The following is a 16,049-nucleotide window of genomic DNA, read 5'->3' on the forward strand; positions in this document are numbered from 1 at the left end:
AAGTAAAACAGTAAGCTATAGGAGATTAATATGAATCGGCATGATAATTTTGATTTCACTTTGGTCTGCACTGTAAAATTTTATAGAAGAAAGAGAAGCTTACCGCCTGATTTGAGTAATGGGAAATATTGTCCTCATTTTATGATAAAAACAGATACAAGATATCTGGGTATTTGTTTTATTGAAGGGCAGAAAGCGGACTTTGAGACTTTAGTAAAAAGTCTGGTTGTACCATTGTATGAAGAGGTCGATTATTCCGGATTAGCCTGCGGAACTGAGTTTTATATAATGGAAGGCCAAAATAAAGTTGGAGAAGGAATTATAGATGAAATTATTTAATGATACAAGTATCAAATACTTTTGATACCCACATAGTATAATGGAAACTTAATAATTGGGGATTATAACTAAGGAGAAGAATAATGGCAAAGAAAAGAATTACCTTACCTAAAAATTTTGATGAACTGATTACAGCAGGAGATGTTGAAGCACTTAAAGCCGTCTATGATAAATGTGAGCTTACCGCTCATGACGGCAGATACAGCTTAAATACGGCGCTTCATTATGGCGGTGTTCCTGATGAACTTGTGATCTGGCTCGTTGAACAGGGCTTAGATGTAAATACACTCGATTATTATGGGCGTACACCATTATATAAACATGCCACTCTGGGCAGAGATACTGTAAAACTGCTGTATGAATTAGGAGGAGATATACAAAAACCTGATACATATGGAAGTACACCTCTGCATACGGCAGCAGGGTTTTTCCGACCTAAGATAGTAAGTTTTTTGATTGAAAAAGGTGCAGATGTTAATGCAAAAAATGATATGGGACGAACTCCGCTAGCCGAAGCCCTTGCTACTTGCAGAAATAGTAATATTGTACAGGCGGCAGAAATTGCAGAAATGTTGATAAAGGCAGGTGCTGAGGTAGTACCTGAAATGACGGAAAGAGTCGAAATAATCGGTAAGGATTTTGAATTTCACAGAGAAAACTTTAATAAAGATTATCTGGCTGAAGCAGAAGCAGGGCTTGAGAAACTCTATACACTATTTGATGTAAAGCCTGCTCCAAAACGTAAAATACATGACGGCGTTTCTCCTATTATTGTAAAGACGGGTTCTTGGAGGGAACAATACGATGAACTTTGGGAGATGCTGATTCCTTCAAGCGGAGCTGCAAAAACAGTACAGGGAGAAGTCATCCGTATAACAGGCAGGGTGCAGGATGAGCTATATAGAAACGGCGGAGTAAACTGGGATAAAGATTATAGAAATATGCTTAATACCCTGCCAAATCATTTTGCTTCAGGCACACCGCTTTCTGAGGAAGAACTGGAAGAGACCAAAGAGCTTATTTCAAGCATACGTGCAAACGGTGGTGATGAAGACGCTATAACGGAGCGTTTGTGTGAACTTTCAGTTCTCTGGGTGCTTTCAAATCCGACACCTATTCCTTTAGGAAAAACAAATTATAACAGATGATTGAGAATATAAACTTATAAAAATAGTTCTTTGAGGCGGCAAAATGAGCGGAGAAATCTCACACAAGTATTTTTTGTTCTCTTATAAATAAGCAATAGGAAAAGATGGAATAAGCCGTATTATCTTATTGAAAAACAAGAGAAAGAAAACAACTTTGATGCGAACATGAAAGGAGAATGTATATGCATATTTTTAAACCAATAGTCATTTTATTATGTATTGTATGCAGCGCAATCTTTTTAAATGCCTGTTCGCATATTAAAGAAGATAGTGAAATGATAATCAAATATTTGGATAATAGATTTGGTAAGGATGCATATACCATTAAGAAAGATAAATATTATCGCCGCTGGCTTGTGACATTAAATGAATATCCCGATCTCATCATTTTTTATACTGTTTCCCGTGATCCTCTTTCCATGACATCACCTTCTATAAAAACGAATTTTGATGAGATTTTCGGCGAGTATATCATTGAGGAATACAAAAAAAATTATGAACTTGGTAATGATGAGATTTTTTGGGAAATCCCTATAAATTTTATATACTATACGAAAGTACGTTCACTTGAAGAATTGAAAGTTCCTTATGATAGAGCGATGGAATTTATTGCATTCGTTTCTGAAAAACATCCGATGCTTATTGATGAGAGATTACTAAACATACGAATGGATATTGACGGCATCAGACTGAAAGGTGTTGCCGATAATGATAGCATGATATATCTTGATATATCTGAAGTAAAAAACGATGGACTTAGTATTGCGGCATACGAAGACATTTGTAAAGAATTAACTCCAAAGTTAAAAACGCATTCGGATAATCCGAATGGATTTACATTTCATGCAGATATTGGGAAGTCTTTTATTTTAGGCAGTGATACATTTGAAGATTGTTTCTTTAAAAACCTTATTGTAAAGCAAGGAACGATTGAAGAATTAAAAAACATCATTTTGCAACCGGGGGAAATAAGTAACGCTTATATTTTTAAAAGTGATAATCAATATGAGTTTACAAATATAACTTTACAAGCTAAAAACTTATCGGATTCACCATGTTCTTTACTTGAGGCAACGATTGTCAAAGCAATTATAGATGATGCAAAAGAAATATATATTGAACCGGTATGGATTGATCTTGTTTTTGATAAACGCAGAGAATGGAAAGAACCTTATGAAGTACTAGGAATTTCTCCTCCAAAAACAGAGCAAGAGAATATGGAAGGTGTGCAATATAAAAATATTAAGATTTTATTTGAAATGAATCAATATTACAAAGAAGTTAAAAGGATTACATTAACCTTTCTATAAGTAAGCAAAACTAAATAAGCAGCACTTGTTAAGGAATGTATTAGAATTATGAACGGAGAGATGAAAAATGGCAATAGACGGTGTAAAAATTATAGACAGTGACGATGGGTATGATATTTACAATACTATAGTAGAACGATATAAAGACGGTGAAAATATCGACACAATAGTTGAAGATATTTTAAATGACGAGAATAACTTTTGTACAGATTCATTTTACACGGAGATTTACTGGACTGCATTCGCTTATTCTTTGTGGAAGGTTGGACATTTGCCGGAAAAGATAAAGAATAAGGCATTAACAATAATTGCAAAAGGTGCTGATGATTTCTGGCTTGAAATTGACGGGAAAGCTTTAAAGCAAAGGCAAAAGGAACTCGATAAACTGGCAGTACAGCTGCAAAGTGAAAATCAAAAACCGATTAAGGTACCAAAGGCAAAAATTAAACGAGACCCGTATTTTAAAGTTGGAGAAGTGCTTGCAGTTAAATTTGAGAATGAGTACGGTGTCGTTTTTATTTCAGATGTTGACCAGACACCAAGAAAAATAGAATATCATTTAGCTTGCACGCGTTTGTTGCAAAAAGATAAGCCGACTATGGATGATTTTTTGAACAGCCAAATTGCCTGTAAGAAACAAAATACGGAATATGCTCTGGATACGGATTGCTGGTTTAATCACAAAGATTTAGGACTTCTATTAGATAAACTTGAAAAGATAGGTGAAGTCATTTTCGAAGATTATTCTTTAGGATTATTAGCACCTGCGCATACATTGGAGAATATATACGAAGAAATTACCGCCGACAAGAAGATTTGGCAACTTCGCTTTATAGAAACCTATCATTTGATAAAAGAAATTAACATAATATAGTAGATACATATATGATGAAAAAATTTGAATTTGTGGCAGGAACACCAAAAAGCGACATGATTATGGGATTATGCTTTCCGATAAGCTTTATGTTTCCTATATTACTAACCTACCTGCTGTTATTTTATTCTGGAATGATTACTTACAAAATTCATCCGCTATTTAAATTTTTAGTGTTTTTACCTGCATTTGTTATATCATATCTTATTATAAAAAAAATTCGTAAAAGTGTAGCAAAAAAATTTATTGTTTATATCGATAAGCTTAATATAAGAATTTTAGAAAATGAAAAAGAAATTATAGCCGGTAAAATCTCATTTTGTAAAATCAAATCGAATCATGATAAATTGCTAAAGGTTGATATAGGAATTGATAACCGGAAAATATCATTTATATCAAGACCGAAAGAATACAAAACAATTACAGGCGCTACATCCTTCAATCCTTTCGGGATAAGCGATATATCAGACATGAGCCGATTATTGACCTTGGGAAGAGAAGTACAAGAGCTTATTGAAAAACAAGGGGAAAATTAGATTTACCGACATAAATGAATAGCATGTTTATACCTCCCTAATTCATCCATTTTTTCATTATTTCAATGAAATCGGAAATCATTAAATTGAAATCATAATTCGGTGTTTTCTTTTTTTGTTTTTCTGCAATAGTTCTAAGTGCAATTAAAAAATACTCTGCCAGTTTTTCTTTTTGCTGACGATGTGTTAATCGGCTGAATTCTTTTTCAAAATGTATAACTACATTTATCTTGCCTGCATCTGCTCTAAATGGCCCGTATTGAAATCGGGGACGCAAGTAATATCCGTTTTCGGAAATCTCTTCTTTTGTGTATAATTTCTGTAATTCTTTTGCGGCTTCTTGATTTGATAATTTGCGCCCCGATTCATCGATGACATAGTTTGTTTTACAATGAGCATTATCATAATAGCTGAAAGCACATTTCAATAAAATACAATTTACGGCTTTGCCGTATTTTTCGGGACGCATCTTTTTATTTAATTCGTCCTGAAGTTTTTCTTTAATGCTTTCTATAACCGGTTTTGAATTTTCATAACAGTTTGATATTGTATGCACAATCCAAACAGGATTTTTAGGAATCCAATTACGTTGACTTTCAATTTTTATGTCTTCTATATTTTCTGTTACGGAGTAATCCCAACACATCGATTGCTTCTTGTCTTTGCAGTCGGGAGAGGGGTAATAGGAAGTTCTACCCTGCTCCATGGTAAGTCCTGTTTTTCTTTTTGACCATATTGCCTCGACAAACCGGAGCTCTCCAAATCTGTTGCAAAAAAAGGTACGGGGATTACCGTTAAAAAACACACCTCTTGACGCTTCCAAAGGTTCATAATTTCCCCAGCCGATTACGGCAAGACATTCACAAAGCCGCACCGCCTTGTTCCACTCCGAGACGCTTTTATAATCCGCATATTTTAAAAACTCTACAAAAAGTTTTTCACGTATGTTTTCAATGAAGTTTTGAGAATGTAAAAAATCTTCCAGTTCCGATAAGCTGGTAATTGCATAAATTTCGTTCATATCCGTTCGCCTTTCCATATAGCTTAGCTACTGATTCCGAGCCCATTTGTTTAACAGCAATCCCAATACAGCCATACCTTGTCGAAGTTTCTGTTTTTCAAATCGTCTTTGTTGATAAAAAAATGAGCCGTGCCGGTATCGCCGAACATAATCTTATCATCGCTATCGATTTGCAAAAGAGAAACATCATTCTTATGTTCTTGCCCGTAATCGCGCGGATCGGTTTGTGTAAAATATGAATAACCTCCTATCTTGTGCCCCGTGCCGTAAAATAAATCATCAAATACTTCTTTTTGTGCAGGCTCAAGCGTATCATAAAGCTCCCACGGGCTTTTTCCGTTGAACATACAGCTACACCGAAAATCTTCGGTACCGCCGTACTCTTCAGCTTCTTTAAACTGCAAACGGTGCTCGCACCATATCGGACACTCTTCGTACAAATCTTCGGTTAAGAACGGAAAATCAGTTTGAGGCGGCGAGTCCGTATGCGCGTGGAAAAGTACTTTTATTTCTTCGCAATCGTACCACTTATCTGCCGAAACGAAAAACTGCACAATACCATTTTCGGGATAATCGTCCAAATGAGGAATTTCCGAAAAATTTAATTGCGCCCATAAAACAAGCGGCTTGCCATCCTTGTCTTTCGGATAGTCCGTACCGACAGGCAAATAAGGGGTTCCCAAAAACTTGGAACTTTTTATATCCGTTGTTTCACCGTCGTTTAGGGCTGTCGCAAGAATTTCGACAGAACGCTGCCTGTATTTTTGTAAAGCGGTTTCGTATTCTTTCATAAAATCGGGAATTTGTTTCATGATTATACTTCTTATATTTAATCCTTACTTAAAAATCTGACAGCCGATTTGCGAGCCTTTTCTATTTTTACTGCATCTTCATTTTCAACAGCGATAGACGATATCCATTTTTTGCCGAATAAACTCTGTGCCGACTCTATCATTACGCCGCATGCAAAAAGGTCTTTTTCCGCAGCGATTGCCTGTCTAAAAACATCTTTTACATCCGGGAGTATTGTTTGACTATGCAGTCTGTTACATGATAATTGCCATAGCCCCGAAGCTGACCATGCACGGCAAAGACTATCCTCATCGTGGAGCATTCTGTCATTAAAAATACCAATCTCTTGTACTGTCCCAACCCACCCTACAGCTATCAGCACTTTGCGCCTCAGAACACAGTCCTTCGTATTTGTAAGCGAAACGAGTATCGGCACAAGACGATTGCATGCAGCCGTATGAAAATTGCGATGTTTCGACCTTACAAGAATTTCGGCAATGAGATAGGCGGTGAACACGCGTATTTTTTCGGTTGCAGCTTTGTTTATAGCTGCAAAAAGAAAATCAATTCCCGCTAAATCGTGTTTATCGAAACTGTTATCCAAATGCAACGGATCATCTCGCTCCCAGTCTTCGCAAATCAATTCGTAATGATAAGCAATCTCATTACTGCCGCCTAAATCGGCTATAAAACCGATACATTCGCTAAGAGGAAAACCGGTTCTTTGTAAGTCGGCATACTTTTTTTGTAAATCTTCTTTTGTAAGATTTTGACGGCGTAACCGTTCCGCTTCAAGTTCTTGCAAAACTTTTTCCTTCCTTAAAATTGAACAACTGAACAAAGTGTCAACTTTAGAAGTTGTTCAATTAGTGCGCGATAGCGCACATATAATATACGATGTTTGCCGAACGGCAAACTCGTCATTTAACTTCGACTGCACTATTTTAGCGGTCGAAGTTAAACCTTGAATTCTTCATTACTTTATCTCCGATTTTATATTCAACCTCAAAAAACCTAATTAATTCTTTCCCTCAAACCATGAAGAAAGTACTTTTGCTTTTACGGCAAATTCCGTCTCTCTTAATTTAATAAATTCTTCCCGATATATTTTTAATACCTCAAAAGAATAATAATAAAAACTGTAAAAAAGATCATCAGGAAAAACATTCTCATCTTCATACCGGAGGCAATCATCATCTTCATTATAAACTTCAGACCATAAATATTCTTCCTTTAACATATCTTCAAAAAAAGGAAGAGGCTCTGCATGTTCCAATTCATCACCCTCACAAAAACTCTCAGCTATTATTGCAAAACCTTCCAGTAGTTCTTCTACAATGTAGTGCGCATTCTTATTTGTACTGCTCTGAGTTAAAGCTTTCATAAAAATTCTTGTAAGAAATATAAGAGCAAACGGAGTTGCATACCACAGAGTACTTTGATGTTCAATATTTATTGCTATTTCATACAATGCATTTTCTATTTTATCCGTGTCCTGCATGTTTTCCAATATTTCAAAATATTGAGGAAACAAGGTCGCTCTTCCATAAGTTGTAGGAAGCCGATGCCAAGGAACATCTTCCATTTTTAAATTATGAATATAAGAATTGTTTTGCATACAATATCACTCCTTGCATATTTGTAGTAAATTGTGTTTTACAGCTTATATCTTTCCATCATATCCATCAGTACCGAGGCTGTATCAATTTCTTGTGAAAGTAAATCGTCAAACTCTTCTTCAAGCTCATCTTGTCTGTCAAAAATCCATGATAAAAATTCTTTTGATTTTTCATAGTTTTGATGAATAAAATAATATTCACCTAAAATACATTTTGCAGATGTAACACTGGCAAGATCATCATCGAGTTCGATTACTTTATTCAAAGTTTCCAAGGCTTCGTCATACAATTTCTTATTTAGTTGCAGCATGCCCTTTTTTAGATATAATTCTCCGTTCATATTTTACCCTCTATAAAAACTTTTTGAAGCAAATATAAATTTGCGAAAAAAGTTTTTTCAAATGTGTGCCGGAAAGCACACATATATAATAATGCGATGTTTGCCTGAAAGGCAAACTCGAAGATAAACAGTGAGGCTGAATTTCTGCCGAACTGTTTATCGCACCTCCTTATATTTATTCTATCATCTTTCAACCGTTTTTGTAAGTGTTGTAATTATATCGTCCAGTGTTTCAGATACGGAATTAAAGCCGGCTTTTTTTGCAGCCTTAGGAGTTTTTTCCAATGAAAATGATACGGCTTCTTTTAAAGCTTCTGCATCTTTTAGTGAAATAAGATTTTCCTTCGCCACAGCATTCCCAAAAGAGTCTGTAATAATTTTATCATCATTCAAAAGTGAATAACAATTGCGAATCATTATGCCGATATGAGAAAGTGTTATATAATCCCGTTTTTTCTGCATAAGCTCTATGATTACAGGCCAAACTTCGGAAGTTTTCTTTAAATACCAAAGCAGGCTTGCTGCAGCTTGCCGTACAGAGGCATCTTGATGCCCTAAAAATAATCCTCCGAGCTCACGAGCCTTTATTTTGAATTCTGTGTTTTCTTTTTTTGCGATAAAATTTTGAGAATCTTTTACCAAATAAGCTAAATCAATATAACGTTCACAATATGTTTTAATCAAAAATAAATATTCCCATAACAGTTTCGAATCTTTTTCGGATTTTACTATTTTAAAAAGTTTTGTGTAATTTTTAGTTTCAGAAAACCAATCTCTTATCGGATAGGTATTTTTCGTACCCGTTTCCAAACAAGAAGCTTGTCTTAAAAACTTTATCCCTTTTCTTCTCATACTAATATTGCTGCTTTGCGCTTGCAGCAATGCTTCATCTAATGCTTCTTTTGAATACTTTGCCATATTCTTAACTAATCCCTCTTAAACTTTTAAGAACAATTTCTTTAAACAGCTCGCCATCAAAATTATATCCGGCTGCTTTAAGCTTTTTTTCAATAATTCCGCCTAACTGTATCAACGAGCTTTCCATGAATAGAATAAACTTTCTATCCACTGGAAGAACAGGTTCTAACGACCAATAGTTTTTATCGATACAAAACTCTGTCGTATATTCTGTCTTTGCACGGAAATATCGGGTTGCAGTAATACCCGTTTTATCGCAATAAGAAGAAACATCTCCGCTGATATATACGTTGATTTTTATTCTATCTAGCCCTTCAAAAAATATTTTTTTAAAATGCTCTTTCAAGGAGTTTCTCATTTTTATTATCAATGAATGAACAATTTTCCCACCATCAACCTCAACCGTAATTTCACCGCCGATTACCGTACTCAAAATAACTTCCATATTGCTGTCTCCTCATATTTATTCTATCATCTTTTAGCAATTTTGTGAGTGTACTATTCTTTTATATTGTTACCTTTATTGTAAGATTATCAAAAACGCTGTCAAAAAAATAAAGAGAAAAAATAACAATAATGGGAATGATGATAAGTTCAATGTAGTATAGTTTGGCCGAAATTGTATTTTGTTGAAAAATTTTTATTTTTCTTGTAAGTTGACTAATAGCTAAAAACAAATTCGTTATTATAAACGATACTAAAAATCTATAACTCTCGATAACAATATCAAAAGAAAAGATAAGAGTTCCGGTAAAAACCCCTGTCTTTGGGAAATAGTACCCGATGATATACACCGCAATATTTAGCATGATGTAGTTCAAAAAAGTTTTAAGATATTTATTTTCAATTTTCGGAAATAAATCAGGAAGCCCGCCCCAAAGAGGAGCCAAATCATTATATCTTCTTTGTTTTATCAGTGTGAAAAATCTTGTGATTAACACTATATCGGCTGTAAAAATTAAAAGAGTAAAAATTACCATTACTGTTGTAGTTACAATTTTATTCATATTAATTTCTAAAGATATGCGGAAAATTCGCTGTGAAAACTTCCTGTTCTTTGGGAGAAAGATTCTCGAAATCTTTGTTTATCCTTGCAAATATCTTTTTTGCAAGTTCATTTTTAGAATCCTCGGCTAAGTGAGTAATCGTTAAAACAGTTGCGCCGTCCAAATAATTCGGAAACATCTTTTAATCCTAAAAATCCCGTATCGTATCAAAAATTTCCAAGAGCTTTTCTTTATTGATAGATAGAGAAGGCGATATTAAATCTAAAAGTTCTGTAAGAGCACAATAAATATCTTCTCTTTCTACTGTTTCAATAAAATATTTGCGTTTGTCCATCTTATTAAAGGCTTCGGTGTATGCCCTCACCAAAGCTTCAGCAGTCCGTGCTGCTTCGAGCGGCGAGCTTTGTTCCAATTTGAGAATTTCGGCTCTTGTTTTTTTATATATATCTGCTGCTTTCTTGGCATTCGCTGCAGAAATATTTTCCTGTCCGTCCCATGAGCGGAACGGATTGTCAAGGTTCTGCGCCAGCCATTCCGGTTTTCGCGGCTTTTGTATCCAAAGATCAAGCCCTTCTTCTTTTCTCTTTTTATAAAGCTGTTTAGCTTTTTTGGCTGCATTTTCCGGCAGGCTGCTCATCCAAAACCAAAGTAAGTTCGGTAAACATTCCGGCTCCGGAATATCTTCGGCAGAAAAACCGAATAAATCAACCGTGGTAAAGCCCTCCAATTTTGTAAATTGGGATAGCATAGAAAGGTTAGAAAGAATACCGGGTTTGCCCCATAGCCGCAATTCCTTCAGCATCGGGTATGCTTTTAAAATCTCGGCTACATCAAGTTCTGTAATCTCTGAGCAATGCAGTTTGCCCAAGTCTTTTAGCCCCTGTATTTTAGGCACTATTTTAGTTGCTGTTAAAAGTAATAAAGCTCCGTTTTCAACAGCATGTATTTTACAGTTATTTGTTACTTCACCTAACAGAATAAGTTCTTCCAATTCGTTATTCAGATACAGTTCTTCCACGCCGTTCATATCAATGGAAAGCTGATGTAAATGCGTATTGGAAAAATCCAATCTTTTTTGCTGATGATTTTCAAGTACCAGCTCATCTAAAAACGGACATGATTGTAAATATTCATATAAACCGGTATGCCATTTTTTACATGCCAAATAGGATAAGCATGGAAAGGCCTTTAATTCCAGCACATTTTCAAAAGGAACATCATCATATATGCGATGTTTGGAAACCGGTCTTTCTTTTCCGGCAAATATAATTTTTTCCTTACTGCTCTCCGCTTTTTTAAACGCATCTCTTTGCTCTTTAGGAATTTCCTGCCATTTAAGTTGACGATATACTTCGTATCCGTTTCCCCAAGACATTGCATAGGTATTTGTGCTTTCATCGGTTAATGGCTGCATGTTACCGATTAACATATGGTTCGCAGGCACCATGACATCAACATTACAAAGATGCAGACCACGTTTCCAGTACATAAAGTCCTGATAAAGCGGCTTTAGTAAAGGTAATTCTTCCTCTTTGAGAGGCTGTTCACCCGACCAATCTAACCAGAGCAGCACTGCTTTCGGTTTTTTCTCACCTTCCTCTATCTTGGTTATTTGGCATGCAGTATATTTTTTTAAATATGAATTATACACACAGTATACATCGCCGGTTTTAGCTTTCATAATATTTATCCTTTTTTAATTATATCACAGTTTTTGTTCTTTGATAATCCTATCTAAATATAATTTATCTACGCTGATCCATTCAATGCTTTCTTTCCCATTTTTATAATTGCAATATTGGAATATCATCTCATCCCTTGTTTGAAATAATGCATTCACAGCCCAATTTTTTTCTAAATCATCTATTTTACAATCAATAATAAGCTCATCAATTAATTCAAGTGCGGATAAATCAAATACATAGCACTTCCCTTCAGTGGTACAAAATATTCCGAACCTATCATTGATTTTCTGTACATTGGATAATGAATCTTCTTTAAATAAAGAATATGTCTTTTCAGCAATCGGCGTAAAATCGGAGGAGGAAATTTTAAAAAAGTTTGAGCTATAAAAATCAGCAAGCAAAGCATATTTATCGAAGCTAAACATATACGATAAATTCTTCGGAAACTTATATATTATTTTCAGCTCATTTTGAGTTAATTCTATGCAATAATCTTGAGAACCGTCTTGTCCTGCTGCAAAGGATACTACTATGCGATTTTTTTCATTTAAACTTGTAAAAGCTATATCTGAATCGCTCAATTCATCTTCCATTTTTATAGAAGCAATTTTGTTTGCAGCTTTATCGAATGCCATTATGCGTACACAATTTTCGTCCAGCCGTTTTGCAGCCCAAATAATCTTATTTGAATGAGGAGATTGATAGATAATATCAGCTTCGGGGTTGTTGATTATTTTTTCAATCTCGACACTTGGTTTCCTGTTAATGCCCTCTAAACAACCTTTGCTTTTAGTATAAAATTTAGCATAAATCATAGTTTGTTGCTTTCTCTCTAATCCTCATCTGTTTTGTAAGTGCCGATGAAGACAAATTTCTCGGGATTATTCTTAATGTAATCTGTCAGCTTATCGCTAAAGTCCTCGTTTTCATAGAAGAACCTGTCATGCTTATCTAAAAAATCATAAAGAGCTTCTTCATCTTTTTCTTCCGCTTTTGAAAGCATATCCCAGCGCTGCTTCCTATCAAAAGAAACATCTCCGCCAAAAAATTCTATCACCTCCAGCAAGTTATTATATAAATTATCTATGCCGAAAAGTTTGAAAGCCTCCAACGCATCTTTCCACACAATACCGGTGGAGTTAAAAAATAGTTGATGATGCCCGCCGTTATCGGTTTCCGCTGCATACCACTGCAAGGCTAATAAGTAACGCTGCTCCGCAGTAAAATCTTTAGCCGATTTTAAATACTCTTCATAAGTTCCGTAAATATTTACGGTCCACCACATCGGGTTGGTAAGTCGATAAAGGTCAATTTCCTCACCCATTTCTTTAATAACTTCTACAGTTAGATTTTCATTAATTGTTTTCATATATCAAGCTCCTTATATTTAATTTTGCAGGGGCACGAATAAAAAGTTTTTACATTGACATTTCCAACCGCTAACTTTCCCAATCGATGGATATGATTTTTGCATCTTCACCGAATTTTACGCAGAGTATTTCATCGCTTTCATCAGGCGCAATCATAAAATCCATTGTGATATGCGGCCCTTCACTTTCAATCCATAAGCCGATATTGGTTATCTTCATTTTCGTTACAAACTCGGTAATATCACTCGGTAAATCTTCCAGTCCGCATTCTTCAATATGAAAGTCAATATAGTAGCTGTCATCTTTTAAATATGTTATCAGCGCTTTTCTTGCTTCTTTTATTTTATCGTCTATGTTCTCAAGAAACTGTGCATAAAGGTCGAGTATGCCGGTAGACGGTTCTACATTTTTGCCGAGCCAAAGCCATGTGTCTATCCCCTGAACCTCTTTTTCCCAAATTACATCTACATCATCTGTTGTCGCAAGATTCAACTGACCGAAATATTGATGTTCCATTTTTTTCATAACTTAATCTCCAATAAAAACTTTTTGCAGCAAATATCAATTTGCGAAAAAAGTTTTTTCCGTGCTTTTGTAACGCAGTTAAAAAGCACATATAATAATGCGACGTTTGTCGAAAGACAAACTCGGCAGATAAACAGTGAGGCTGAATTCCTGCCGAACTGTTTATCATGACTCCAATAAAAACTTTTTGTAAGTATATCAAAAAATGAAACTTTTGTCTGTGGACACAGGTACTGATAAATACTATATTATTTAATCTTTATGTGGAGGTTTATATGATACCGACAAAAGAATGGATTGAAAAATATGAAAAAGTGAAGGAACTGCTTGTATCTCCGGTGCATTACGGTAACTTGTTTTCTCAAGATGGAGTACATGGGAAAAAGTTATTTATATTGCCGATGGGAACCGTGCATTTTCCTACGGGAAATATTTTGGTGCGTGATCCGCTTGTCTACCTTGACAAAAACGAAGAGCCGTATCTGCAAAAAGTACCTACAGGAATTTTTCCATTAGAAACTTTGGTTGTCGAAATAGAAGAAGACCATTACCGATATGTTGCAACACGGGTAAAATTTTCCGATGAAAAGGCTGCCGTATATCGTGAAGCCTTGATAGGCAATGAAGATTTGGACGACGTCAATGGAGAAAGTTTTTTCGGATTTAATGTCGATGCAGGGCTTGCAACGGTTGTCGATGTAAAAACACGGGATGCCTATTGCGATTTTGAAAGCCGTTGGGCAAACGAAAATCCCGACAAAAATATATACGACGATTATTTTGCAAAAGAGTTCAAAAAGAGTTATGCAGCAAATCCGCGCTTTCAACGCGACGGCGGGGACTGGATTAACTATCCGTTAGAAGGAACGGACTTGACCGTTCCTATGATACAAAGCGGTTTCGGTGATGGAAAATATCCGGTATATTTCGGCTACGATAAAAACGATGTTGTCTGTGAGCTTGTCATCGAATATATTTTTGCCGGATAAAAATAGCGATGTATATTTGATTAACTAACTTTCCCAACCGATTTATCGAATCGGTTAAGGACTGGAAAAAATTCGGATCATAAGGTAGCAGTATAGAGAGCGAAAAATATGGATAATATTAATTTATTACAGCTAAAACAAAGGCTTGATTCGATAGACTGGAGCGGTAATTTCGAAAAGGCGGATAAAGAGCATTATGAGACCCTCGACAGACTGTGTGAATATATCGAGGTAGAACTTGGCAGAAATCCGAAATCTGAAACGATAGATAATGCCCTCTTACTCCTTGCAGAAAACATAGGCTGTGCCGAAGATTTTGCAAGATACGAAGAAAACTTTGTAAACAAGCTTGCAGACAAAGGGCTGCTGACCAAAGAACGGACTAAATTATTTTACAATAATACAAACAGAAGACAAGGATAGAACTTTATTGTGTAGGATAGAAAATTATGCAGGTAAAATTAGATAAAATTTCAGAGTGGACGACGACAGGATTCGAGCTAAGCAACGGTGCATATCAATATGCTCCTATCAATGCAAAAAATCATTTTGCACGAGGAAAAGACGAATTTGTTATCTGGGGCAACGGTGATGACGGCACGAGCTACGGTATCGTTTGGATAAAGGCGGGGCGATGGTCATTCATTCCGTCTCCCGCACAAAAGAAAAGCTGGAATAAGCCCGTTTTGTTGGATACAGGTTCCGATATTTTAGTTATTAGCGGAGAAGACAAAAAAGCCTGGTGGGTGTCGTCTCCCGAGCAGAAGCCGTGCGAAGTAGTAAGTGAAAACCTGTGTGCCGCAGAGAATATCACGGAGATTTCCACACTTGGCGAAAAGGGGGTTTATCCGATTATTTGCCGTGTCGACGGAGAGGTCTTTGCCGCAAATAGTTTTACCTCTCTACATTATGATAATGAGACGCATACGCTGCACTGGGACAAGCAACTCACCCCTGTGTTTACAAATGAAAAAGTCCGAAGCAATTTTATGCAATCCTTGGAACGGGCAGAGGGTATCCATCACAAAATGGATTTTAGTTACTCCTATCCCCAGATAGGCAGCCTTATGATAAAAGATAATTCGATTTATGCCTTCGTGGAAGCTGATACGGTAAATCCTTGCCGCTTATCACAATTTAAATATTATTGGTATCTCGAACTCACCCAAGACGGTATCTACAAGAGGAAAATATGGGGAAAGGAAAAATTGGAAAAGCTTGCACAAAAGCATGGCTTGAGGGGAAAATTCAGCGCCCAAAAAGAATATCTGATCCTATCCCCGATTTTCAAGACAGATGAATGGAAAGGAAACCAAAAACTGTTGAGATTGTCTGACCTGGAACTTCTCGATATTACATTCCCAAGAGGATATTCCAAATTCAGGATTATGGATATTTGGGATAATCACGTATTTATCAGCGATGAGATAAATCATATCGCCCTGTGCAAAATGGCGGTATAGGTACTTTTTGAGAGGAGGTATCGGTACTCTCTCTTATCGTATCCCTTGCCGTTACAATAGTCGACTTGACAAACAATATCCTTCTCTTTAATATTAAATTAAAATTCAATTTT

21 protein-coding genes are annotated in these 16,049 nt (G+C 35.8%); 8 read left to right on the forward strand and 13 right to left on the reverse strand.

Annotated features, from left to right (window positions below; all coding sequences use genetic code 11):
- The first annotated feature begins 30 nt into the window (after nt 1-30).
- The 5 genes from E4N69_RS06180 to E4N69_RS06200 all read left to right on the forward strand — a co-directional run bounded on the left by E4N69_RS06180 (nt 31) and on the right by E4N69_RS06200 (nt 4,207).
- The gene (locus tag E4N69_RS06180) at nt 31-339 is read left to right on the forward strand and encodes a hypothetical protein (protein ID WP_253824845.1); all 309 of its coding nucleotides are present in this window, start codon (nt 31-33) and stop codon (nt 337-339) included.
- Nucleotides 340-422: 83 nt separating this feature from the next.
- Entirely contained in the window at nt 423-1,487 is a 1,065-nt protein-coding gene (locus E4N69_RS06185) for an ankyrin repeat domain-containing protein (RefSeq protein WP_253824846.1), read from the forward strand.
- A gap of 182 nt (nt 1,488-1,669) precedes the next feature.
- Entirely contained in the window at nt 1,670-2,797 is a 1,128-nt protein-coding gene (locus E4N69_RS06190; RefSeq protein ID WP_253824847.1) for a hypothetical protein, read from the forward strand.
- 67 nt (nt 2,798-2,864) lie between these two features.
- Nucleotides 2,865-3,671 (forward strand): hypothetical protein, encoded by an 807-nt coding sequence (locus tag E4N69_RS06195; RefSeq protein WP_253824848.1) that lies wholly within the window; start codon nt 2,865-2,867, stop codon nt 3,669-3,671.
- An 11-nt stretch (nt 3,672-3,682) separates the two neighbouring features.
- Nucleotides 3,683-4,207, forward strand: a complete 525-nt coding sequence (locus tag E4N69_RS06200; RefSeq protein WP_253824849.1) for a hypothetical protein — start codon at nt 3,683-3,685, stop codon at nt 4,205-4,207.
- Nucleotides 4,208-4,244: 37 nt separating this feature from the next.
- Here E4N69_RS06200 and E4N69_RS06205 read toward each other — a convergent pair whose 3' ends face one another.
- The 13 genes from E4N69_RS06205 to E4N69_RS06265 all read right to left on the reverse strand — a co-directional run bounded on the left by E4N69_RS06205 (nt 4,245) and on the right by E4N69_RS06265 (nt 13,484).
- Nucleotides 4,245-5,228, reverse strand: coding sequence for a hypothetical protein (locus tag E4N69_RS06205; protein WP_253824850.1), 984 nt, complete (start codon nt 5,226-5,228; stop codon nt 4,245-4,247).
- Between the two features lie 50 nt (nt 5,229-5,278).
- Entirely contained in the window at nt 5,279-6,040 is a 762-nt protein-coding gene (locus E4N69_RS06210) for a YwqG family protein (protein ID WP_253824851.1), read from the reverse strand.
- A 17-nt stretch (nt 6,041-6,057) separates the two neighbouring features.
- Nucleotides 6,058-6,825 (reverse strand): HEAT repeat domain-containing protein, encoded by a 768-nt coding sequence (locus E4N69_RS06215; RefSeq protein ID WP_253824852.1) that lies wholly within the window; start codon nt 6,823-6,825, stop codon nt 6,058-6,060.
- A 213-nt stretch (nt 6,826-7,038) separates the two neighbouring features.
- A complete protein-coding gene (locus E4N69_RS06220) occupies nt 7,039-7,638 on the reverse strand; it encodes a hypothetical protein (protein WP_253824853.1) in 600 nt (199 codons plus the stop codon).
- Nucleotides 7,639-7,676: 38 nt separating this feature from the next.
- On the reverse strand, nt 7,677-7,979 hold the full coding sequence (locus E4N69_RS06225; RefSeq protein WP_253824854.1) for a tetratricopeptide repeat protein: 303 nt from the start codon (nt 7,977-7,979) through the stop codon (nt 7,677-7,679).
- 183 nt (nt 7,980-8,162) lie between these two features.
- Nucleotides 8,163-8,897: a hypothetical protein gene (locus E4N69_RS06230; RefSeq protein WP_253824855.1), complete on the reverse strand. Its 735-nt coding sequence runs from the start codon at nt 8,895-8,897 to the stop codon at nt 8,163-8,165.
- A 4-nt stretch (nt 8,898-8,901) separates the two neighbouring features.
- On the reverse strand, nt 8,902-9,342 hold the full coding sequence (locus E4N69_RS06235) for an Imm12 family immunity protein (protein ID WP_253824856.1): 441 nt from the start codon (nt 9,340-9,342) through the stop codon (nt 8,902-8,904).
- 61 nt (nt 9,343-9,403) lie between these two features.
- Nucleotides 9,404-9,904, reverse strand: a complete 501-nt coding sequence (locus E4N69_RS06240; RefSeq protein WP_253824857.1) for a hypothetical protein — start codon at nt 9,902-9,904, stop codon at nt 9,404-9,406.
- A gap of 1 nt (nt 9,905) precedes the next feature.
- A complete protein-coding gene (locus E4N69_RS06245) occupies nt 9,906-10,082 on the reverse strand; it encodes a hypothetical protein (RefSeq protein ID WP_253824858.1) in 177 nt (58 codons plus the stop codon).
- Between the two features lie 9 nt (nt 10,083-10,091).
- Entirely contained in the window at nt 10,092-11,585 is a 1,494-nt protein-coding gene (locus E4N69_RS06250; RefSeq protein WP_253824859.1) for a gliding motility protein, read from the reverse strand.
- A gap of 24 nt (nt 11,586-11,609) precedes the next feature.
- The gene (locus E4N69_RS06255) at nt 11,610-12,404 is read right to left on the reverse strand and encodes a hypothetical protein (RefSeq protein ID WP_162663517.1); all 795 of its coding nucleotides are present in this window, start codon (nt 12,402-12,404) and stop codon (nt 11,610-11,612) included.
- 17 nt (nt 12,405-12,421) lie between these two features.
- Complete coding sequence (locus E4N69_RS06260) at nt 12,422-12,958, reverse strand: DMP19 family protein (protein ID WP_162663518.1); 537 nt, start codon at nt 12,956-12,958, stop codon at nt 12,422-12,424.
- A 70-nt stretch (nt 12,959-13,028) separates the two neighbouring features.
- Nucleotides 13,029-13,484 carry a DUF2004 domain-containing protein gene (locus E4N69_RS06265; protein ID WP_162663519.1) on the reverse strand — a complete coding sequence of 152 codons (456 nt, stop codon included), beginning with the start codon at nt 13,482-13,484 and terminating at the stop codon, nt 13,029-13,031.
- Nucleotides 13,485-13,759: 275 nt separating this feature from the next.
- Here E4N69_RS06265 and E4N69_RS06270 point away from each other — a divergent pair, with 275 nt between their 5' ends.
- The 3 genes from E4N69_RS06270 (at nt 13,760) to E4N69_RS06280 (ending at nt 15,936) form a co-directional block, all read left to right on the forward strand.
- Complete coding sequence (locus E4N69_RS06270) at nt 13,760-14,473, forward strand: DUF4241 domain-containing protein (RefSeq protein ID WP_162663520.1); 714 nt, start codon at nt 13,760-13,762, stop codon at nt 14,471-14,473.
- A gap of 108 nt (nt 14,474-14,581) precedes the next feature.
- Nucleotides 14,582-14,896, forward strand: a complete 315-nt coding sequence (locus E4N69_RS06275) for a hypothetical protein (RefSeq protein WP_009216794.1) — start codon at nt 14,582-14,584, stop codon at nt 14,894-14,896.
- Between the two features lie 26 nt (nt 14,897-14,922).
- A complete protein-coding gene (locus tag E4N69_RS06280; protein ID WP_162663521.1) occupies nt 14,923-15,936 on the forward strand; it encodes a hypothetical protein in 1,014 nt (337 codons plus the stop codon).
- Nucleotides 15,937-16,049: the final 113 nt, after the last annotated feature.

The sequence above is a fragment of the Treponema sp. OMZ 906 genome (genome assembly GCF_024181185.1).
In the GTDB taxonomy this organism is placed as follows: Bacteria; Spirochaetota; Spirochaetia; order Treponematales; family Treponemataceae; genus Treponema.